Below are 23,325 nucleotides of genomic sequence, written 5' to 3' on the forward strand. Positions count from 1 at the left end.
TATTATGAATATTATCCGTAGAAGAAACTCACTTTCTTTTTTAATATCGACTGGTTTTATCATAATAATCATTATTACGGCTTTTAGCTCTATCTTAGGTTATGAACGATTAAATAATTTTAATAATATTTTAAAAGAAATCACAGGAAACTCGCTACCTCAAGCGGCTAAAGTAGGTGAGTTAAATAGCGCGCTTAAAGAGATATTATATCTAGCTGAGAGATTAACTATCACGACAAACTTAGCTTCAAGAAGGATTACAGTAGAAAAATTACAAAATCAGGAAGAGAAGCTTTTAAATTTAATGGATAACTTTGTAGGCACTACCCACTTAAACAATCAACTAAAAACAGTCAAAAAAGAATTGGCAGATTTAGACAAGTTAGTTTCCCAAAGGCTTCAAAATCAACAAAGAATCCAAGATTTAAATGAAGAAGTCTATAACCTTAATGACAAGATTGTTACGCACTTAAATCAACAAAGAACATCAAAAATAATTGAACAAAGTTTAATGCTACTGTTTAAAGCGTCTTCATTAAAGCACAAGGCTGAAAGTAGCGATAGATTGCAAACTGTAAGGCAAATTGAAAAGGAATTGGGGAATAATCTGCACAATATTTTAGCTAATTCAAGAATATTGGAACCTAAAATAGGTAAAGCCGCCTTAGAACAAATAAGCCAGCTAAAAAGCATATTACTTGATAAACCTGGTTGGTTTAGTTTGAAGATTGAACAACTTCAAATCGCGGGTCGAGTCAGAGGAAGAGGTAATTTTTTACATAACTTAATAGTAGATACCAACACGCTATCAGAAGCTAAATTTGACAATATTAATAAAAAAATTATTCATAATGCCCAACATGCAGCCAACCAAATATCTCAACAAGTGATTTGGGTTATCGGGTTAAGTATTACCTTGTTAATTTTAATGTCCGCAACTATCTATCTTATTAAAGTTAAAATTGTTGCTCGGATATTAAACTTGAATAACAGTGTAATAAAACGCATTAAATCGCAAGAAGCGCCCATCAATACTTCTGGGAAAGACGAAATAAGCCATTTAGCACAGTCGTTTGTTTATTTTTCTGAAAAAGTTGAAGAACAAAAGCAGCAATTACAAACCTTATCCTTAACCGATGTATTAACCAACTTACCGAACAGAAGAGCCTTAGACGAACGGTTAGAACACGATGTGCATACCGCCAAAAGAAGCCAAACGTCACTTTCTGTCATCATATTAGATATTGACTATTTTAAACTTTATAACGATTTTTATGGCCATATAGCGGGCGATGAATGTTTACAAAATGTAGCTGACGCACTTAAAAACATCCAACAGCGTGATAGTGATTTTATTGCTAGGTATGGGGGTGAAGAATTTGTAATGTTGCTACCTCAAACCGATAAAGATGGTGCGATTAAAGTAGCCAAAAGAGTCAAAGAGTTATTGGATATTTTGAACATTCCTCATCAAAAAAGTCTGGTTGCCGATCATGTTACGGTTAGCTTGGGCATAGCCACTTTCTCAAATAAAAATATTTCTACTGTCTATAAGATACTCAACAGAGCAGATGAAGCCTTATATAAAGCGAAAGATAGTGGTAGAAACACCTACTTTCACACCGATGATATAATGAATATCGACGTGAATATTTAGACATGTCCCTAAGATATCTTCGGATACCTTAGGGTGTATATTTTGTTATAAAGTGTTAACTATTTTCTAGCAACTAAATGAACCGCGCTAGTGGAACGCTCTAAAAACGCCCCTTCACAATAACCTAAATAATATAACCATAAACGTTTAAACTTTTCGTCATACCCTAAGGTTTGTAATTCATTCCACGAACTTAAAAAACTATCTCGCCAATGCGCTAATGTCTTCGCGTAATCAAGACCAATATCATCAATAGACTCAATCACCATATTGCTATGCTTAGTCATATGTCCACTTAAAGTATTAATTGAAGGTAAAAAACCGCCAGGAAATATATAGCGCTGGATAAAATCCACATTATTTTTGTAATAATCAAAACGTTGATCTGAAATGGTAATGGATTGGATCAATAACTTGCCACCCTTTTTTAATCTGTCATTGCATATCTGGAAGAAGCTAGGCAGATACTCATAACCAACCGCTTCAATCATTTCAACAGAAACAACCTTGTCATATTCACCTTCCAGTTCACGATAGTCTTTTTTCAGTAACGTTATTTGTTCTGTTAAGCCTAAAGACTCAATACGTGCTTTAGCATATTTGTGTTGCTCTTCTGATATGGTGGTGGTGGTTACATGACAACCATAATTCTGGGCCGCAAATATAGCCAATCCCCCCACCCTGAACCAATTTCTAATAAAGTATCTGATTCATTCAAATCTAAACGTTGACATATAGTGTGTAGTTTATGGATTTGAGCATCAGACAAACTTGCTCCTTGATCTGGGTAAATAGCTGATGAATACATCATTTCAGGATCTAAAAAACGGGTGTATAACTCATTACCTAAATCATAATGTGCCAAAATATTTTTCTTGGATCCTGACTGGTTATTGCGGTTTAACTTATGGATGATTGAGTTTTTAATTTTAGACAACCAAGACTTTTTGCTTTCAATTTCATCGGTCTGTTCTTGTGCTTTGGCAAAAATTCGTATCAGGTTGGTAAGGTCAGGTATACTCCATTTACCTTCAATAAATGCCTCTGCAGCACCAATACTGCCACCTTTAATGAAATCTCGGAACACACTTATATCATGAACATACATTTTAGCTTTGGGGCCTGTACCTTCATGATTTTGAGGGAAGAAGCTATGCTGGCCTGACTCAATTACTTCAATTTGCCCGTAGTCTATTTTGTCAAAAACAGATAAAACCATTTTTCGACATTTTTGGTCAAACCAAGTCATTAGTTTTTTATTCTTAACCGTTACAACTTGTTCCATAGGATATTCCTTACTTCCAACTAATTTTTATTATTCTGATAACTGACAAAAGGGACTCGTTTTACAAACAGTTTTAATGCTTGCCAATAGATTAAAACAACAATTTTTAACGTCATTACTGGAAAAGCTAAAAATACCTTTACTAACTCAGTTTTCGTCATTTTCTTCTTTTTCAATGACAAGGTTGCATCAAAAATTTTGCTGCTCGTATCGTCTTTTTTATCATCATTCGTTTTATGGTTTTCTATATGAACCAGCAAACCATCACTGTTTGAATTTGGCGCTTTCACTTTCCAAATATAATTCATATCAAGATCCATAAATGGCGATACATGAAACACTTTTTCTGTTATCTGCTTTTTATTTAACCCGCTATCTAAGTTTACCAGGTAGTAATGGCGTTGATTCCAAGGTGTGTTACTTACCTCAGCTAACATATATTTAATGTCGCCATTAGTGTGATAACAAAAGTAAAAATTGGCCGGACTAAAATACAATCCTAAACAACGTACCTGCGTTAACATCACTACCTTTTCAAATGGCTCATGGCCATTAAGTAATTTAACTTTATCAGTAATACGTTGTTTTAATGGAATAAGATCAGTTTTATTTGTATTTTTTAAGTAATCTTTTTGATTAAACCTTAATGGGTAATACCAACGTGTACCCAAAACACCGGTTTTAAAGTCAGGTTTAGACACTTCATCTACATCTAACGCCATCATATACAATGAATAACCAAACCGATTTATCGATGGTTGGTAACGTTGATGTCTAATTTGACCTACATAAATACAACTTTGCATAATTTAATGGCTATTTTTCATTTAAATAACAATCAAACCGAGCCGCAACTTCAACGGCACTGCGAACGCCATCTTCGTGGAAACCGTTATACCAATAAGCTCCAGCAAAATGGGTATGTTGCTGGCCACAAATCTTATTTCTTTGTTGCTGGGCCTTTATTGAAGCAATGGTGAATACAGGATGTTGGTAAGTAAACTCTCTTAATACTTTGGTAGGATCAATCTCATATTTTTGATTAAGCGTGACGCAAAAAGTATGTTCGGTATCTAGCCCTTGTAAAATGTTCATATTGTAAGTCACACTTGCCGGTTTTGACCTGTTATTTGTGAGCTGGTAATTCCAACTCGCCCATGCCTTTTTACGTTTTGGTAATAGATTAATGTCGGTATGTAATATGACGGAATTATCGCTATAAGTCATAGCTGATAAAATTTCCTTTTCGTCTTTGCTTGCATCGCCTAATAAATTCAACGCATGATCAGAATGACAGGCAATAACAACGTCATCAAACGTCTGAATGGTATTATCCAAGAAATGAAGTTGCACAACACCGCTGTCACGTGTGATGGATTCAATCTCAGCGTTGACCACTATGTTGTCTTTAAAAGGTTCGCACAATGGCGCTAAATAGCTTCGAGATCCATTAGGTATAACAAACCACTGAGGTCGGTCAGCAATATTTAATAAGCCATGATTATTAAAAAACTGAACAAAAAACCTAAATTGAAAACGTGACATTTGTTCCAATGAACTTGACCAAATTGCTGCGCCCATAGGTAAAATATAATGTTCTGAAAAGTAACCACTAAAATTATTGTCTTGTAAAAACTCACCTAGAGTGTATTCCTCAACAAAACTTTGGTGTTTATATATTGATTTACATAACTTGTTAAAACGTAATATTTCTTTAATTAATAACCAAAATCTAGGGTTAAATATATTTCGACGTTGTGCAAACAAGGTGTTTAGATTATGACCATTATATTCAAGTTTGGTTTGACAATTATGGACTGAAAAACTCATTTCAGTTTCTTGCTTTTTGATGCCTATCTCATCCAATAAAGCCAAAAAGTTAGGATACGTTCTGTCATTAAAAACGATAAATCCAGTATCAATAGCAAACGGTTCACCTGCGACTTCAACATCTACGGTTGCAGTATGCCCACCAATTTGCGGTGCTTTTTCAAATACGGTGACTTTATGTTTTTTTGATAACAAATACGCAGCAGTTAAACCGGATACCCCAGAACCTATAATGGCAATATTCTTCATTTTATTGTTTCTCTCGAATTAGTGTCTTTCAAAATAATGTGTTGCCAAACTTTTCTAGGTAAAAGCGACATGAATTTTAATGTCAAAGTTAAGCGTTTTGGAAAATGCAGATAAGCCTTGCGAGCTTTAATGCCATTAAATATTCTGGCAGCCGCATCGTCCGCATCAATGATAAATGGCATATTGAAATGGTTAACCGCCGTTAATGGAGTACGGACGAAACCTGGATGCACTAAAGTCACGTCTATTTGATGATCAACTAGATCCAATCTAAGACTATTGGCTAAATAATCCATCCCTGCTTTAGAGGCACCATAAGCCTCCGCTTGTGGAAATGGTACTATGGTGGCACTTGAGCTTATAAATACGACTTGCCCGCCCTTTTTAACTTTAGGTAAAAAGTGCTTAATTAACTTCCCTAAGGAGACTAAGTTGGTATTGATAATGTCTTCAAAAAGATTTGAATCAAACGCCATTGGATTGGTGATGTAACGACAATCCCCCGCGTTTAAGATTAGTATATCTATATAGTCGACCTGCGCGGCTGCCAATCCGATATCTTTTTCATTGTTAACATCAAACGCTAACCCTAATTGAGTAATATTTTGTAACTGGGATAACTTTTCTTGATTTCGCCCGCATGCGGTAACACGGTAGTTCTCATTTGCGTAATGATTAACTAAAGCTTCACCAATTCCTGAGGTCGCCCCCGTGATTAATACATTAAGAGAATTATGCATTAGCCGCTCGATTTTTTATCCATGTGATTAGACGTCCAATGACCGGCAGCCTTTGGTATAACATCTCACCAAGGTCTATATAATCTCTGTGATAAATAACCTTGTTATCAAATGACTTTAATTGTGAGCTACCCGACACCGTAATTTTTTTACCACTATTTAAGTGTTTGTGTTGGTAAACCATTTGCCAGTAAATTGCAGCTTCGGTCTGTTTTTCAATGACATGATTAATACGAAACTGACACGAGCTAACATTTTGATATAAACCGCCAAAATATTTACTTAATTCTGAAAATCCATGTAATTCATGCATAGGATCTTTAAAGTTAATGTTATTGTGATAAATAGTTCTAAGTAAATGCAGGTTATTAGTGGACAACTGTTGGTAAACATCAACAAAGTTAGCCAACCACTCAGAATGTATATTTAGAGACGGTTCACTGTCAAAACCTGTTTTAATATCGTTAGTCATACTTTAACCACCTCTTTTCCAATTTAGTCAGCAACATTAATTATTTATAAAAAGTTAATGCTGCTTCCCTAGCCTCTTTATGATCAACGATTGCTGGCCAATACACATCTAAATTATGTTTGTTAATATAGTTATGCGGAAAGTGAAGTTCTTTCACAGGGACTTCGCTTAACTCTGGTATATATTTACGTATGAACTCGCCATTGGGATCAAATCTTTTACTTTGTAATATTGGATTAAATATCCTGAAATAAGGTTGAGCATCGCAGCCTGTGCTGGCAGCCCACTGCCAACCACCATTGTTGGCAGCTAAATCCCCATCTATTAAGTGTTGCATAAAGTATTTTTCGCCTTCACGCCAATCAATTAATAAATGTTTGGTTAAAAAGCTCGCTACTACCATACGTAAACGGTTATGCATCCAGCCTGTTTGATTTAATTGTCTCATTGCCGCATCGACAAGAGGATAGCCCGTTTTACCTTCGCACCATGCAATAAATAACGTCTGTTTAAATGGCCATTTTGTGGTTTGATACTTCTCACTAAAACATTGATGTTTGCATAACCTTGGATTATGAAAAATCAAATGCCGATAGAAATCACGCCAAATAAGCTCGTTGACCCAAGTAAACAATGGCAAGTCTGGAGACATTAAAATATCTGGATGTTTGTTTAATATTAATCGTAATAAATACCTTGGGCTGATAGCACCAATCGCTAAATATGGAGATAAACCGGATGTTGCTTTGATAGCAGGAAAATCACGTTCTTCGCCATAACAAGATAATTTGTCATGAATAAAATCAGGCACAACTTGCTGTTCCACTATATTTACCAAGGGCCAAGCCGCTGATTCGGACTTAATATTAGACTCTAAGTTAGCTTCTATAGCGGGGGATTGTTTTTCCACATCTGAGGTGATTAATTTATGAAAATAATCAAAACCATAATCTCGGATATATTTTAGCCAAGCCCGTTTAAAAGGCGTGAATACCTTAAACATCTCTCCATTTTGAGTAAAAATTTTACCTTTAGGAACTATAACGTCAGACTCGAACAAGGTTAAATTGATCCCCAACTCAACACATTGTTGATCTCTAGCCTGCTCATTAACCTCTAGCTCTTGGTTAGCAACAACTTCATTAATACCATTTTCTGTGACTAAATTAGTTAAATAAGCTATTTGCTGCTCAAAATCATCAACTTCAACCACCTGTAAATCGATATTGAGCTGTCTAAGTTGGTGAGACAACAAATTAACATGTCGTTTTATTAAATCTATTTTTATGGCGGACCAATCATGTTTTTGCCATTGTTTCTCGGAGATAAAAAAATAGCTTTTGCCATTTCGCCATCGACTTTTGCGTAATTCGGCACTATTGGCGCTGGAGTCGCTTGATTAGCTGGACTATTAATAAAATACTGTAACGCTGGATTGTCATGCGTTCTTAAATCATTTCTAAACCACAAAATCACAAAAACACCTCTTGCAGCTAGATTAATAGCTGCTTAGTTAAATATTAGAAGGTTAAATATAAAATATCAGACAGGTAGTCGATAAAACTAATAGCCGTATCTCAGCTTTAAATCAGCAGGATAAGGGTCTAAATAGGTTTGTTCAGCGAGGTACTCATTAGGATGTTCTAATAAGTAATGTTTGATTAACGCCAATGGAACCATTAATGGCATCACTCCTTGACGATATTCGTCAATCACATTAGTAAGTTCTTTACGTTGATCGTCATTTATATGTTTAGAAAAATACCCTTGTATGTGTTGCAGGGTATTTGTGTGAGACTTACGAGTGGCTTTAATTTTTAACGCGTCCATTAAACCACTAATATATTCAGCTGCGATGACTTCAACATCTAGCTCAGACTCAGCCAACAAGCGCCCTAATTTTTTATATTCCACTATGTTATGACTCATCAAAGCGTATTTGTGTTGGCTATGAAATGTCATTAATTTGTGTTTGGTTACACCACTGGCTACTAAGTTTTGCCAGCGTTTGTAGGTATAAATACGCGCCACAAAGTTTTCACGAATAATTGGATCGTTTAATCGACCATTTTCTTCACAAGGTAATAATGGATTGGCTTTCATTATCTCGTTAGAGAAGATGCCTATTCCATCCGATTTTAACGAATTACCTTCTGGTGAGTATATTTTTACTCTTTCCATGCCACAGGTTGGGCTGTTTGCACAAAATACATATCCCACCATGTCGTCGGTTAATTTAGCTACTTTTTTACCGTACTCTTTAAGTGGTTCAGTCACATCACCAGTGCCATCAGGACGGGAAACGATGATCATATCATCTTGTTTAATTTGCCTAATAGTTGGACGTGGGATTGGCATACCAATCGCTACTTCAGGACAAAACATCTTATATGTAACGTACTTGCCAAGTTCGTGATTACAAAAGTTAGATGGTTTATTGCTGGCGTCATATCTCACTTTCTCACCGGTTAAACATGCACTGATGCCTACATTTAACTCATCTTTACTAAATACTGATTTATTCATACCAACTCCTAATAAATGAATGAGCCAATTGGGTTTAATAATTTATTAATGCCTTGAGTGAAATGTAACGAGTCACTCACCACGGTGTAACATAAACAGCCTAGTTCAGACAGAGGTTGATGTTGATGATTGCCATCTAAAACGATAAAGTCACCAGGAACATATTCGCCCATATCATCTTTAAAGTTACCTTCTAATAATAAGGTAATTTCATATCCGTTGTGGGTGTGTTCAGGAATACCACCGCCCGCTTCAATACGTAATAAGCTTGAATGTATATGACCTTCATCAAGTAAAATCCGAGAGCGACTCAACTTACCTATTTGTGCAGGTTTACCAAGCTCCATGTGTTTCATCACATTGGGTAATGTATAGGTAACGCCCCTGAACGTAACCGCTACTGGTTTATTATCTGGGATCACCTCAGGCTCAGGTTGTGTTTGAGTAATATCATTAATCAAAACGTCAACATCAAAACCAAACTCCGCATCATCAACGTTGGTTTGAGAAAAACTTAACTTAGCTTCATGTTTGGTTAATTCAGCTATTTGTTCACTGCATTGTTTGCACATATCAGAATGTATTTTTATACCTGCAGAAATAGAAGCCGGTAACTCACCATTTACGTGTTGTATTAATAAATTTAGTTTAGGGTGGTGGTTAATCATTCTTTTTCTCCCAAATGTTCTTTCAGCTTACTTAACGCCAACCTCAACCTGGACTTTACCGTTCCTAGAGGTAAATCAAGGTGTTGTGCCAACTGCTCTTGAGACATTTCCATAAAATAATAAGCTTGAATTACTTCTTGCTGGTTTTTAGGTAATTTATCAATTACCGCTAGAATATTTTTCTGTTCTATATGGTCTGAGAAAGGTTCGTCTTCTATGGCTTGATCTTCTATCATAGGCCATATGTCTTCACTCAAATTATCTTCTTTATTGGATTGCAACTTACGCAGAATATCAAAGGTGACATTACGCATAATGGTAAACACCCAAGTAGTAGGTGCACCTTTTGTTGAATTAAATAAATGTGCTTTTTTCCACACATTGGTCATGGTTTCTTGCACAACTTCATTTGCCAAAGACTTGTCAAAAAGCTTCGACTGAGAGATATGCAATATTTTAGGCGCAAAGAAGTGAAATAACTGGGTAAATGCTGCTTTATCCCGAGAGGTTGCTACTGCGTCTAACCACAAGCAAATGTCCGTATGCTGAGTATCACTAGCCATAGAATTTATAACACTACCTGTAAATTTATTGGTTACATTTGATTGTACAACTTGCATATGACCTGTCCATTCTTTAACACATACAAATACATACGTTAATGAAAAAAATAAGATCACATTTATTTTAAAATAGTTTAAACAATGCTGAAATGTTGATGAGGGGTATATTTAAGCTTAGTTGAAGAAAGTTAAGAAGTAATTATTAAGCCCAAATAAAAAACGCACCTAAAAAGGTGCGTTTATAATTCTTAAAGATAATCGGCTTAGTTACAAGCTTCTTTTAATCCTTTGCCTGCTTTAAATGCAGGAACTTTTGCCGCGGCGATTTGAATTGCAGCACCAGTCTGAGGGTTACGACCAGTACGAGCAGCTCGGTCATTCACTTTGAATGTACCAAAACCTACTAAAGAAACGTCACTACCGTCAGCTAATTCAGCTGTGATTGCTGCTGTTGTTGCGTTTAACGCTTTTTCAGCATCAGCTTTTGAAATGTCGGCACCTAACGAGATAGCTGCAATTAATTCACTTTTATTCATTTTTATTATTCCATTTATTTGAATTTGGAAAACGAAATGTAAACGCTTACCAAACAATAAGCAATACCCAAACGCCCATATATCCTAACTATTATCGATTTTTAGCCGAATTTATTGAATTTGGGTAAAATTCACCTGAAATTAAGATATCCAAACAAAACCTTAATCTCAAACAACCAAACAGATTCTAAACATATTTTGACAACAATCTAAACTTAAATTTTATTATACGCATGTTTTTTCAGCAGTCAGCCCGCTATATACTTCCCATCAGCGTTAAATGAGTTTATTATCTAACTGTTACATCTACGGACAATGTTCCGTTGAATAAAGGATTCTGCTAGAAAATATTTTCTGGGGCTGATCTAGGATTCGACAGGATTGATGATACCGGATGGAGCACGTCGAGGGACGGTTTGCCTCGTAAAAAGCCGTAAAAAAATAGTCGCAAACGACGAAAACTACGCACTAGCAGCTTAATACCCTGCCAAGAGCTCTCTTGCCCTAGCTTCTGCTCGTAAGACGGGGAACAACAAGAGATCAAAACCCAAACGAACTAGTGGCGCGGCTCCCGCCTGAGAGGCAACCCACGAAATTTAATTCAGGATAGTCGATAAGTGGCGTGTCTGTTCGCAGCTTATTGGTGAATGTAAAAACTGACTAAACGTGTAGCGCCAAAGGATAAGCTTTTCTGGACGGGGGTTCGACTCCCCCAGCTCCACCACATTAGGCTTTTATTGCTAGATAAAACAAGTCAGCACCCTTATCTATGAGTAGATAAATTAAGGGTTTTGGCTTTTTTTATGCCTGTGATAATTAATTTTTGTTTATATTATTGAAGGTTTTTGACACAGTTAAGCACGGTTAAGGGGAATTTAAGTTTAATTAACGCGCCACCAAGTTCAGATGGTAATAATATAACTTGTCCTTGGTGTTGATCTACAACTCGCTGAACAATTGTTAAGCCTATACTGTGATGTACTATATTCTTCTGTATTGTATTTTCAATTTGAGCATTGAGATTTTCACTTTCTATCCAGCCTGCACCATCATCTTCAATGCATAAATAACCTGCGTCTTTATTGACGGTTACACTAATTAATATTGTCGATTTCGCAAAGCGATATGCATTGGCGATTAAATTGTTTATCGCTTTGGCTAATAAACTCTTGTCACCATTAAATATGACACCGCTTAAATTTAGGATTTTGACTCTAATATTGGTGTCTATTAGATAAGGGATTAAAATACACCTTATTAACTCATCTAAATTATTAGACGTCACCCTTGGTTGCTCTATCGCATAATCATTTTGAGCTAATCTCAAATAGTCATATACGTTTTCTTCAATTTCAGCAATATTCGTTTCCATTTGCTGTTGTGTTTCAGTCGTACTTTGTTGGTCTAGTAATTGACTTATAAATTTTAATCTTGAGAGTGGCGTTTTTATATCGTGACAAACTGTTTCTGCCATTTCAGCTTGAAAGTGATTTAATTGTTTTATTTTAGTAGTGAGTTTTTCCAAACTTGATGCTAAAGGTTGTAAATATGAACGTTTACTTAATGTAAATTCAGGAAAGTGGTCAAATTTAATATCCGCCAGTGCGGTATTGCGTAATACCTCAACATCATTAAATAGACGTTTCGTTAAGAAAAATAGAGATAAAAATACTAAACTATAAAATATGTAAACTAAGTTTAATGATAATTCAGACTTATTCGTTTTTTGTTGATTTATACAAAGTAGTTCGTGGTCAACATTAAGTTTACAAATTAAGACCTTACCTGATTCATTTGTAAAACTGAATAACTCTGAGGTCTGATTGTTTAAAAAGCCGGACCAATAATGATCTGGATATTTAATAAATACAGCATTTTCACAATTTTCACCCATCGCTATTTGGCAAATTACCGATTGTGTCTCACTCAAGGACTGCAATGAATTAATTAAAGATAACGCATCTATTTCAGGGTTATGTCGTTCATTTAATAATTGGGGTAAACGACTCACAGAAAACATAAGAACAAATATAGTTAGTACAACAATGAAGTAGAACCGTATAAGAGGAGAGATCAAGGACAACTATCCTCTTCAAAAGATAGGAAATACCCCTCCCCCCATGATGTTACGACATTCCAACGAGGATCAACGGCTTGTAACTTTTTTCTTAATCGAGATGCTCTGCCATCCATAGTTCTATCAATACCATCGTATTCACGGCCTAAATGTTGCTGAAATAACCACTCACGACTCACAACTTGACCAAATTGTTGCAACAACGCAACTAATAATAAATATTCCGCTTTTGTTAAATTGACGACAGTAGAAGCTAAAGTGACTACTTTAGATTTAACTTCTATTGATAAATTATGTTCCGAAATGATTGACGATGTTTTTGAAGCTTGACTAACATAACCATCAAAAACTTTTATTTTTGCTAACAATAAACTGGGATCAATCGGTTTTAACAAATAGTCTTGCGCACCTAATTCAAATCCGTGTAATTGATATTTCATTTCTGTTTTAGCGGTTAAAAATAAAATGGGGCCTACAAATTTGTTACGTATTTCAGCAACTAAATCAAACCCACTTTTCCCTGGTAAATTAATATCGCATAACAACAAGTCAACACTTTGTTGTAATAAGGTTTGATTCGCTCTTTGAACGTGATTACATACAGTCACTGTTATTTCATGTTGAGCTAAATACGATTTGATAAGACGGGCTAATTCAACATCATCTTCCACTAACAGAACATGCTTAATATTCATTAAAACAAACTCCAACTTAACCGACGACGACTTAATTCTTCGTTGGCGTTAAATAATATATTAATAGTCTGCTCAGCTAATACTTGTTTGCTACTTTGGTCGATAAGTTGGAATGTAACTGCGTGTGAGAAATGGAGTGGAAATTGATAATTAATGACATCTTGTTGGCAAATTATCGGCTGTTCAGTTTCTGCTTTACGGATTAAACACAAAACTTTATTTGAAACCCAGTTTACTGAAACCTTTGTTTCGCAAGATTTGTTTTGTTCAACCAAACAAATCCGTGGCGACAAATCAAATTTACTTATATCTGTTGTAGCCTCTACAGGTGCTGATAGAAGGCACATAAAAGTTAACGGCCAGATCTTTACCATGAATATAAAATTCCTGTAAACGTTATATCCTGCTGTGTTTGGCCAATTTGCAACGACTGAATAAAATCACTTGGAAACCATTCTCTTTTGAATGAACTCACTAAGCGCAATGATTCGTTTATCCTATAACTCAACTCAATTTTTAAACTTGTTAATAAACTTTGTCCGGGCAAATATTCATACGTATTCGATGTTTCTAGATTATTAACACCGTAATAATAATTTGCGTAGGACTCACTTAACCAACGTGTACTGCCGTTTATTGAGTAGCTAAAGTCTTGTAATTGTGAGGCATACCTAACTTGATTTGTAATTTGAAAACCATCATGCACATTGGTGACATCTTGATGAATTTCCTGTACTAACTGCCAATTACCAAGTCTTACAAAGACGCTGAACCCAGCTAAATAACTCAACCGTCTTTCTTTTGGTTTAAAGTAATCATTTATTTCAGCTCCCCATGGGATATTGACAGGTAAACCGGCTGAGAGCCCCAACATAAATGAATCATTTAGTGAATGTTGTTTAAATAACAAGGCATCAAAACTTTGTTTTGTGCTTAAATCTATAGAAACAGCCTCATATTCCACCAAATTAAAGCCTAAATCTAGATTTTCAATGTAAAACTGTTTGTTGTAATAAGACCATCTAGGCAATAAATAGAAATTTGTTTCGTCATTTTGTCTTAAAATTGAACTGTAGCTGCCTTTACCTAAGGCAAGGCTATATTTAGCCTCACCCGCCGATAAGTCCATAGTGTTCAAAAACATGAACATGCATATTGTAAGTGGCAACCCAAACTTATTTATTACTCGTACAAAAAACATTCACTACTCACTATGTGTATCTTATGCCACTGAGTCTACTGTAAATACTGACGGTTTGTCATTCCGCCACACTTAAAAAACACCATTTTTGTACATTTTTGTACTCTTTTTAAATTGAATATGGTTATAAATCCGCTAGACGCTACAAAAATCAAAAATGCGTCACTACCGGAGGAACAAAGTGAATTTCAAACCAATATCAATAGCGACATTTGCAGCTATATATAGTATCGGCATGACCGCATCTGTAGAGGCCGCAAGCCATTCGTCAATTGTCAAGTCTGGGCTAAAGCAAATAAGCCCGACCAATACAGTTAAAACAAACCAAACCAAGAAAAATGCAGCTTCAAAAGTAATGCGAGCAGGTCCGGGTGGATTAAACCAAATGATCCAACCTGTCACCGAAGGAGCTAAGTTTAGAGGTAACGACGTAAACAAAGAGCAAGTTTACATCGTTAGATTAAACCAAAAACCAATCGCTACTTATGATGGCTCTATTTCAGGGTATCCAGCGACGTCAAAAAGCAAAATTAGTGCTGAGTTTAATAAGCGTAACCCATTAAGTAAATCATCTACCCTTTCACAAAAAGTAAATGACACACAAAAACAAAGGGCAAGTAGTTATAAACAGTTACTGATTGCAGAACAAAACAAAGTATTAAGCCAAGCTCAAAAATACGGCATTAATACAAAAACTAGAACCAATTATACTAACGTCATTAATGGTTTTAGTATCACAATGTCAAAAGCTGAAGCTGAAAAAATGTCAACATTACCAGGGGTCGCTTTTGTTGAAGCATCTACTATGTTGCAATTACACACTGATAGAGGCCCTACTTTTATTGGTGCAGACAAAATTTGGCAAGGTACGGCTATCACAGGCGAACAAGCTAATGTACCTTACAAAGGTGAAGGTCAAATAGTAGGTATTATCGATACAGGTATCAATTCTGACCATATTGCTTTCGCAGAAAAAGGCGTTGATGGATATCAACATATTAACCCTAACGGCGACGGTGTTTTTCTAGGTGATTGTGCCGATGGGACGGTTACGTGTAATGCCAAATTAATTGGTGTTTATAGTTGGCCTGTCATTACCGACACTTATGAAGGTAATGCACCTGCTACTGGTGAGGATATTCAAGGACATGGGAGTCACACAGCCGGTACAGCCGCTGGTAACTATGTTGAAAACGTACCTTTGTTAGCACCTTCAATCGGAGATGGTGACGGTGTGGAGTTAGGGTTTAATTTTGCCTCTACTTCAGGTGTCGCCCCACACGCTAATATTATTTCCTATCAAGTTTGTATTCCTGATGCAGGTTGTCCTACAGAAGCTGTACTTAAAGCTTATGAACAAGCGGTTGTTGATAATGTTGATGTAATCAACTTTTCAATTGGTGGTTGGGAGCAGTTCCCGTGGGAAGATGCTACTGAATTAGCCATTTTATCAGCCCGTGAAGCTGGAATTTCAGTTGCAGTATCTGCAGGTAATGCCGGTGGCGATGAAAATAATACGTATTTTTCTAGTTTAAGCCACAGTGCACCTTGGTCTATGGTTGTAGCAGCCTCAACCACTGACCGTGTAGTTGATATTACCAATAATATGCTTACCTTATCTGGTGGTGTTTCACAACCATATTTATATATTGATCCAGGCCAAAGCTGGCCTGACGATATAGCTGGATATTCACAACAAAGTATCGTAGATGGAAAACCGGTATTAGCTGTTAATTATGGTGATGAACTTTGTGCCAATGAGTTTGCTGCTGATACCTTTACCTCTGATCAAATCGTTATTTGTAAACGAGGTGAAAATGCACGAGTTGCTAAAGCTCACAATGTTAAAAATGGTGGGGCTGGTGGATTCATTTTATATAATGAGCCTTGGTCATCCGAACAAACCGAAGCTGAGTCAATGGTTTTTGATGATGCCTACCCTTTACCTGGATTACACGTATCAAACAATGCAGGTAATAATATTATAAATTGGTTAAATGACGGTAATAGCGATCATAAAATTACCATTACTGGTGGCTCAATAGCCTATGAAATTGATGCAGATAAAGGCGATATTCTTGCCGACTTCTCATCATTAGGTCCTTCAAGTACTTATAGTCACCACTTAGCCCCTCATGTATCGGCTCCAGGTGTTAATATTCTTGCACCTTATGCAGATCAACACCCATTAACTCCTGAAGCTGCGTTATCTCAGGATTGGAGCATGATCAGCGGTACATCAATGGCGAGTCCTCATGTAGCAGGTGCAATGGCATTAGTACGCCAAGCTCATCCAGATTGGACTGCAACTGAGGTTCAATCGGCCTTAGAAATGACAGCATCCCAAACAGTAAAACGTGATGTTGATGAAAATTATCAACCAGATGGGCACCCAGCGACTCAACATAGGGCTGGTGCTGGACGCATTGATGTCGCTAAAGCGGTGAATACTGGTTTAGTAATGAATGAAACGGTTGAAAATTTCACGCTTGCAAACCCAGAGCTTGGTGGTGATGTACGTCAATTAAACGTTCCTCAATTAGTTGATAGTAACTGTCGTGCCGGTGTTTGTACTTGGTTACGTACCGTGACAGCAACCAAAGATGGTAGTTGGAAACTTGAAAGCGATGACTGGGCTTACGATCGCTGGATTAGTACCATTGATGGTGAAATTGATGTTCATACTGCATCATTAGAGTTTTTCCCAGCGAGTTTCGCTTTAACTGCTGGTGAAAGCCAAAGTATTGTCATTAAAGCGAATGTGCAAGATGTTCAATATCAATACAACTCTCGTCTTGGAGGCTCGGTTGATATCCAAAGTATGGAATTATGGAGCAATGTAAAATTAGTACCTCAAGAACAAGATGTTCCTGCACTACATTGGCCAATTTCAGTCAACTTTGACCGTAAAGGTTTACCTGACTTAGTTGCCATTAACGCACACCGTAATGATGGAAATTATCAATTAAACGATATTCCTTTATCGGCTAACAGCGATCTTGCTTATCAAGGTTTAGCGTTAACCAAAGCTCAAATCGAAAGTGTTACTTTGCCTCAAGATAATAACCATCAGCCAGTTTACACGCCGGATCAAGGACCTGCTACTGAGCATAACAAAGTTACTCTGGTAGACATACCACAAGATACAGCCCGTTTTGTCGTTGAAGTGTTAGCGCATACTGATGGCCCTGGCTTTCTTGAGAATTATGGTTCATTGGATGGCACTTTAGCCGTTCATATAGGACGTGACTATGATGATAATGGTGAACCCGATTTTGATAAAGAATGGGTGTGTTCATCAACGACTCAATTAGAAATGAATTACTGTAGTTTAACTAATCCTGAACCAGGCAAGTACTGGGTCGTATTATCAAATACAAGCTTAAATATGTACGATTGGATGTACGATCCTAGCCTTGAAAATGATGGTGCTCCTGTAGAAGGATTAGTAGATACCTATGATGTAGCTACGGCAGTTGTTCCTAAATCTGGCAACACCTTAGAAGTCACTGGGCCACAAACTCACGATGGTGGTCTTACTTCCATTTCGTTAGATTGGAACATAGGCGAACTTGTAGAAGGTGATATTGTTTATACAGGATTTACACTAGGTACTTCTATTGCACCAGATGCATTAGGTATGATCCCGGTTAAAATCATACGAAACGTTGACGAGTTATCAACCAACATCAATGAACGTGCTAAAGGTGGCGATATCTTAGATGTTAACCTGCATTTAGTACAAAATAACTCAGGTGTTGATCGTGAAATAAACCTTCAAGCTATGTTACCTGAAGGGTTATCACTAGTTGAAGATTCAGTAAAAATATCCGATCCTGTTTTACAATCTGGCTTAACGGTTGAAGGCAATGTTATTTCTATCGTTGGCACTCAACTTAATACTGGAAAACTAAAACCTAGTTATAATATTACTACCAACCTAGACGATCTTCTTTGTAAAGTACCTAATTATGGTAGCAATTCAGAAGGTTTTGTTGGTTTATATAAAAACTATGGTTTTGCACCAGAAATCGGTGGCAGTGCGGTTGATTGGGTAGGCTCTTGGAATAGTGATTGGACTGAGTTTACTAATCCTTTTGAGCTTGATTTAAGCACGTATTGGGGTGAAGACGCTCATATCAATTTATTCCACAATGAATCTTATATGAAATACCCTAGTCTTTATTTATCCCCTCAAGGTTTTGTTAGCTTTGACTTTGCATGGTATGCCGGTCAGCACATAACGCATCAAAAATTCCCATATATAATGTCACCATTTGCACCATTTTTAGGGGTATTTTGGAAAGGTGAAATTGCACCTGAACAACTTGGTTGGAATACCGTAGTTAATGCGCTAGGTACACCATTAAATATAGATTATGGAAATATTGATAATACATCTGGCATGTCAATTGGTTACGCTAATGACCCGGCCACTGATACTAATGATATTATTATCGAATGGATTAACAGCCGTACACAACAAGTTGAAATTAGTTATTTTGGTGATGGATTCGCTAATGGAATAGAGTTTGATGATCGTTACTCGTTCGAACTAATTTTGAGTCAAGGTTATCGTTATGCGCCTGGACAGTTTGAAATCATAATGGCGTATGATGATATTGACTTTGCCGATCAAAATACCAATGGTTCAATCGGTATTCATGGTAATACAGGCCCACTTGATATCTATGGTTACCCATATGGCGATGAAATTGGCTTACAATTCGCGCTTAATGAGCTTGATGAAAAAGTTAAAGATAACATGGTAGTGTGTTATGACTATGTTGGTCCTGAATCTTCACAATTCGACGTAACCTTCCAAGTTAAAGTAGCTGAAACTGCAGCTGGTCAAACGTTGGATGTTGAATTTACACATGATAGCTCGGGATTATCTCAAACTCATATTACTAAATCTGTAGAGATAGCTGGTAACATCAACTTAGGTGACTTTAAAGACCAAACTATTGACGAGAATGAATCATTTGATATTAGCGTTATCTATAATGATAAAAATGTTAATGGCAATATCATTTCCGTTACCGGTGACAACATTACCGCTGATGTTAAAGGTCATACTCTTGGTTCAATAGTAACTATTTCTCCAGTTGCCAACTGGTATGGTGAAACTGAAGTAACGGTTACCGTTACTGACAGCCAAGTTGCCACTGATTCAGCGAGTAAAACGTTCATGCTAACTGTGTTATCTGATGGTGAAGAGCCAGTCATTAGTGGTTGTACTGATTCTAGTGCAACTAATTACAACGCAAATGCAACATCTAATGATGGAAGTTGTAAATTCCCAGAAGCGGAAGAAGATAAATCTTCTGGTGGTTCTATGGCTTGGTTAACTTTATTATTAGTTCCATTTGTTATTCGACGTAGACAGTCTAAAGTTAAATAATAGTTATATGTTATTAACAACAAAGGCCAAACTTATGTTTGGCCTTTTTTTGTCTAATAACTATCTAATCTTATCGAATTGTCAATTTTACAAAATCATCTTCAAACTTCTCACTTAACGAAATTTAGTTCCGAATTAACAAAGAATACCGCTCAATCCTTGGCGGTATTTATATTTTATTATGGGTTATTAACCTTTAATCATCTTCTGCAGCTAAAGACTCGACCTCAGATAATGGGTGAGAAACTAATCGTATGCTGTCAAAGAAAGCTTTAGTTCCTTCGTTAGGTGCACTTTCATGACTCAAATCAAATTCATCAACTCGAATTTCTGAACCATCCGTTGATTTAAATTGAGCAAATACCGTCAAACTTGTATTTGCACCAGAATTAAAGGTTAACGTATCTTGATAGAAACTATCGTCTCCTTTAGTGTTTCCTGTTGATTTAAGCGTTGAATAAACTGAATTTTTACTAGCAAGTACGTTTGTTTCCACGGTTACATCGGTATCGGTTGCAACTCCGAATAGAACTGAGGAAGCATTACCATCACTCTTGTATAAATTATATATTGATAACTTGTATTCCGAATTAGGCTGTACGGAAACCGTCTGTGCGATATAAGGGTTATGAGGTGTTCCAGAGTCGTCACTATTATATTTAAACTTAATAGAGCCATCATTTCCGCCTGAGGAATTACTTGAATCTTGAACTTGTCCGATACCAGTGCCTTCAACCACTATCCAGTTTTCTTGCCCATCATCAAAGTCTGGGTTTAAGATAGTTGCGTTATTCGTCACTAAATCATCGACCGTTGCACGGAGCACAGCCGATGTGCCCTCTCCTGAATTAAAACTAACCGTGCTTAAGCCATAATTATTGGACGTTCTTTCTGCTGCATAATGTTCACCATTAACCGTAATGGTCAGTTTAGCGGCGCCTTTCATAAATGCGGATAAGGTATAGTTGGTGTGTGCATTGAGCGTGATCACTTGCGTTACCATAGCCTCGTTACTATCTAACATTAAACTATGCCCCCGTGAAAATACATCATCACCAGTTATGATGCTCGCTCCGGTGCTCCCTTCATTAGTCCATTCGGCTAAATCACCACTATCAAAGTCATGATTAGCGATAGATACTTTTTCAACATAAATCTTGCCAGGTGTTGGACGATAGTTTATGGGACCTACATCATCAGATGTTAGTGGAGCAAGCGTTACAGTATCACTTGAGACTTCATCTGCACCAGAGGTGGTTGCTGCTGAACGTATTTGTCCATCCATATCTATGGTTGGCAAAGTAAAAGCGCCTACATCGGTTGTCGAGTTTGCCGTTAAGTCTGGGCTGTTGGTACTAGGACGATTTAAACCATCCGTGCCTATCCCTAACATTACATCAACAAATGTGAATCCAGTTGTGTTTCCTTCCGTTACATCATCGTTGTCTGAAAACGCCTGACCAAATATGTAATTACCAGCAAAGGTGGAGTTGGAGGGCATATCTTCACCATTAGTGCGGATAACGGGGCCAATGGCATCTGCAATAATGTTATTTAAAAAGTAAATATTCTTTGGCGCTTCATCATTTTTACCGCCATATACATTTAAACTATTTACACTGTCGACTATGGTGTTATTAGCGACAAATACATTACTTACATTTTGATAACCATTTTCAGTATCGCCTGCATTATTACCTGAAGTTAAAACGATTCCTCCGTTCCAATTAGAGCTTGAATAACGTGCCCCTTGAACATAATTGTTTGTCACTATGTGTCCATCATCAACTAGACGAATACCACCAGAAAAAGGATTATCGTCGCCAAAAACAAAGTTATTGCTGATGATAGCGTTAGCACCATGACGTGTAACTATCGAACCATTACTATTACGTACTGTGTTATGACGAATAATATTATTAGCCGACTTATTAGAAATTACTTCTGCCTCACCTTGGATACGCTCAAAGTAGTTATTTTCCAAGGTAGAATAGGATGGCGCGGAATGAGTTGTACTTAATCCCAAACGAACCCCTTCATATTCATTATCACTACTCCCTGCGTAAGCACGACCAAAAGCCGGTGGGCGATTCCCAAAATAATTATGATCTATTTGTGCCCTATCTTCGGCAAAACCTGAAGATTTGAATGTATCTTCATCTATCCAACGCGGTAATACCAACAGTGCCCCGGATGATTCTTTTCCTGAGAACCAATTATGATCAATACGGTTGTATTGACCATAATATTCAATCCATTTTGAACTGTCATATTCTCCGCCGTCCATATCAATAATTGATACTTCCGTTACGCGACAATAACGACACTCAGTTTCTTTTTCCAACTTGATAATAGAACTACCCGATTCACCGTCTCTAAATACAAAACCTTGCAAGACAATGTGTTCTCCGCCCATACGAACGGATATTTCACCACCTTTAATAATCGCTTCACCTGAATGAGCTGCAGCAACTGTAACGGGTTTATCCGCCGTGCCTATAGCTTCTATACGTAACTCTAAATCACCGGTGTAAGTCCCATCTGACAAACATAAAGTATCCCCTGCGACTAATTCTTCAGCGGCATCTTCCAAGCTTGAAATAGAACTTACTGTGCTAGTGCAATTAATGACTGGTACCGCATTGGTATAACCATCTATATGATTCCCACCTTCTACTGCACTAAAGCCATTTGAGCTACTGGTTGTTGTACCGGTAATGATGATCACCAACTCTGTAGTTGTTCCATCTTGTGAAATGATTGTGATGGTATCTGTTAAATTAGAACCTATGTCTAAACTCAAGACAGCGTCATTACTACTGTCTACTGTGTATGTCCACTCTCCGCGATTGGTGATATCGAACTTACCGTAGCTCGTTGACACATTTTCTTGTGACTGAATTGTGCTTTCACCTTCGTCAAGATCCGTAACCGTAATCTTGCCCATTAATTTATTTGTTGAGTCGTTGTATACATTGGCTTTGAGGTCGCCAGAGAATGTTGCGGGTTGATTAACTTGGGGATCAGAACCTGTGATAGTAATGACAATGTTACTTTGAGTGCCATCGATTGAGGTTATCGTTATTGTGTCGGTTAATTGTTCCCCTGAATTTAAAGCAACTACGGCACTATTAGATGCATCTAATTCATAGGTCCATGCACCATCTTCCGTGATTGAGAATGTACCATAAGTCGTGATTGTATTTGTTTGACTGACAATTCCATTTTCTCCTTCATCGGCATCACTAACCACTAAATGGTGATTGTTGGTCACCGTTTCAAGATTGTTTACAGCGGTATTCACTCCTGAAAAAACGGCAGGTGAATTTTCCTTTGCTGTTTTTATATCGTCACTACTGCAAGCACTAATTGCCAGAGTTAAGGCTAGTGTCATTAAATTTTTGTTCATTCTGCTGTGTCCT

Annotated in this window: 17 protein-coding genes, 1 other RNA gene and 1 pseudogene; 3 read left to right on the forward strand and 16 right to left on the reverse strand. The window is 36.9% G+C overall.

All coding sequences use genetic code 11. The annotated features are described in order from the left end of the window. Window positions 1-4 precede the first annotated feature (4 nt). A complete protein-coding gene (locus RT723_RS02345; protein WP_315945744.1) occupies window positions 5-1,657 on the forward strand; it encodes a diguanylate cyclase in 1,653 nt (550 codons plus the stop codon). Between the two features lie 59 nt (window positions 1,658-1,716). Here RT723_RS02345 and RT723_RS02350 read toward each other — a convergent pair. From RT723_RS02350 to RT723_RS02400, 11 genes and pseudogenes are all read right to left on the reverse strand, one after another. Beyond that, a pseudogene (locus tag RT723_RS02350) lies at window positions 1,717-2,942 on the reverse strand (class I SAM-dependent methyltransferase). A 20-nt stretch (window positions 2,943-2,962) separates the two neighbouring features. Beyond that, window positions 2,963-3,748 carry a DUF1365 domain-containing protein gene (locus tag RT723_RS02355; protein WP_315945745.1) on the reverse strand — a complete coding sequence of 262 codons (786 nt, stop codon included), beginning with the start codon at window positions 3,746-3,748 and terminating at the stop codon, window positions 2,963-2,965. Window positions 3,749-3,758: 10 nt separating this feature from the next. Beyond that, the gene (locus RT723_RS02360; protein ID WP_315945746.1) at window positions 3,759-5,021 is read right to left on the reverse strand and encodes an NAD(P)/FAD-dependent oxidoreductase; all 1,263 of its coding nucleotides are present in this window, start codon (window positions 5,019-5,021) and stop codon (window positions 3,759-3,761) included. Next, on the reverse strand, window positions 5,018-5,761 hold the full coding sequence (locus RT723_RS02365) for an SDR family NAD(P)-dependent oxidoreductase (protein ID WP_315945747.1): 744 nt from the start codon (window positions 5,759-5,761) through the stop codon (window positions 5,018-5,020). The genes RT723_RS02360 and RT723_RS02365 overlap by 4 nt, the downstream gene beginning before the upstream one ends. Further along, window positions 5,754-6,233, reverse strand: a complete 480-nt coding sequence (locus tag RT723_RS02370) for a nuclear transport factor 2 family protein (protein ID WP_315945748.1) — start codon at window positions 6,231-6,233, stop codon at window positions 5,754-5,756. Before RT723_RS02370 ends, RT723_RS02365 begins: the two co-directional genes overlap by 8 nt. Before the next feature lie 40 nt (window positions 6,234-6,273). Next, window positions 6,274-7,485: a cryptochrome/photolyase family protein gene (locus tag RT723_RS02375; RefSeq protein ID WP_487379614.1), complete on the reverse strand. Its 1,212-nt coding sequence runs from the start codon at window positions 7,483-7,485 to the stop codon at window positions 6,274-6,276. Window positions 7,486-7,517: 32 nt separating this feature from the next. Then, entirely contained in the window at window positions 7,518-7,709 is a 192-nt protein-coding gene (locus RT723_RS02380; protein WP_315945749.1) for a deoxyribodipyrimidine photo-lyase, read from the reverse strand. 87 nt (window positions 7,710-7,796) lie between these two features. After that, window positions 7,797-8,759: a YbgA family protein gene (locus tag RT723_RS02385; RefSeq protein ID WP_216055887.1), complete on the reverse strand. Its 963-nt coding sequence runs from the start codon at window positions 8,757-8,759 to the stop codon at window positions 7,797-7,799. 8 nt (window positions 8,760-8,767) lie between these two features. Further along, window positions 8,768-9,427, reverse strand: coding sequence for a ChrR family anti-sigma-E factor (locus RT723_RS02390; protein ID WP_315945750.1), 660 nt, complete (start codon window positions 9,425-9,427; stop codon window positions 8,768-8,770). Continuing rightward, window positions 9,424-10,107, reverse strand: a complete 684-nt coding sequence (locus RT723_RS02395; RefSeq protein WP_315945751.1) for a sigma-70 family RNA polymerase sigma factor — start codon at window positions 10,105-10,107, stop codon at window positions 9,424-9,426. Before RT723_RS02395 ends, RT723_RS02390 begins: the two co-directional genes overlap by 4 nt. 146 nt (window positions 10,108-10,253) lie before the next feature. After that, complete coding sequence (locus RT723_RS02400) at window positions 10,254-10,526, reverse strand: HU family DNA-binding protein (protein ID WP_216055889.1); 273 nt, start codon at window positions 10,524-10,526, stop codon at window positions 10,254-10,256. 356 nt (window positions 10,527-10,882) lie between these two features. Here RT723_RS02400 and ssrA point away from each other — a divergent pair. Continuing rightward, window positions 10,883-11,250: a transfer-messenger RNA gene (gene ssrA, locus RT723_RS02405) on the forward strand. A 108-nt stretch (window positions 11,251-11,358) separates the two neighbouring features. Here ssrA and RT723_RS02410 read toward each other — a convergent pair. Genes RT723_RS02410 through RT723_RS02425 form a run of 4 tightly spaced genes read right to left on the reverse strand, consistent with a single transcriptional unit; the run spans window position 11,359 to window position 14,442 of the window. Next, on the reverse strand, window positions 11,359-12,603 hold the full coding sequence (locus tag RT723_RS02410) for a sensor histidine kinase (RefSeq protein WP_315945752.1): 1,245 nt from the start codon (window positions 12,601-12,603) through the stop codon (window positions 11,359-11,361). Continuing rightward, a complete protein-coding gene (locus RT723_RS02415; protein WP_315945753.1) occupies window positions 12,600-13,298 on the reverse strand; it encodes a response regulator transcription factor in 699 nt (232 codons plus the stop codon). Before RT723_RS02415 ends, RT723_RS02410 begins: the two co-directional genes overlap by 4 nt. Beyond that, on the reverse strand, window positions 13,298-13,672 hold the full coding sequence (locus tag RT723_RS02420; RefSeq protein ID WP_315945754.1) for a DUF3019 domain-containing protein: 375 nt from the start codon (window positions 13,670-13,672) through the stop codon (window positions 13,298-13,300). The genes RT723_RS02415 and RT723_RS02420 overlap by 1 nt, the downstream gene beginning before the upstream one ends. Continuing rightward, on the reverse strand, window positions 13,666-14,442 hold the full coding sequence (locus RT723_RS02425; protein ID WP_315945755.1) for a MipA/OmpV family protein: 777 nt from the start codon (window positions 14,440-14,442) through the stop codon (window positions 13,666-13,668). The genes RT723_RS02420 and RT723_RS02425 overlap by 7 nt, the downstream gene beginning before the upstream one ends. A gap of 238 nt (window positions 14,443-14,680) precedes the next feature. On the opposite strand from RT723_RS02425, the gene RT723_RS02430 reads away from it, so the two are divergent. Further along, entirely contained in the window at window positions 14,681-19,903 is a 5,223-nt protein-coding gene (locus tag RT723_RS02430) for a S8 family serine peptidase (RefSeq protein ID WP_315945756.1), read from the forward strand. A 196-nt stretch (window positions 19,904-20,099) separates the two neighbouring features. Here RT723_RS02430 and RT723_RS02435 read toward each other — a convergent pair whose 3' ends face one another. Next, window positions 20,100-23,312, reverse strand: a complete 3,213-nt coding sequence (locus tag RT723_RS02435) for a chondroitinase-B domain-containing protein (RefSeq protein WP_315945757.1) — start codon at window positions 23,310-23,312, stop codon at window positions 20,100-20,102. Window positions 23,313-23,325 lie beyond the last annotated feature (13 nt).

This window comes from Psychrosphaera aquimarina, assembly GCF_032461525.1.
Lineage (GTDB): Bacteria > Pseudomonadota > Gammaproteobacteria > Enterobacterales > Alteromonadaceae > Psychrosphaera > Psychrosphaera aquimarina.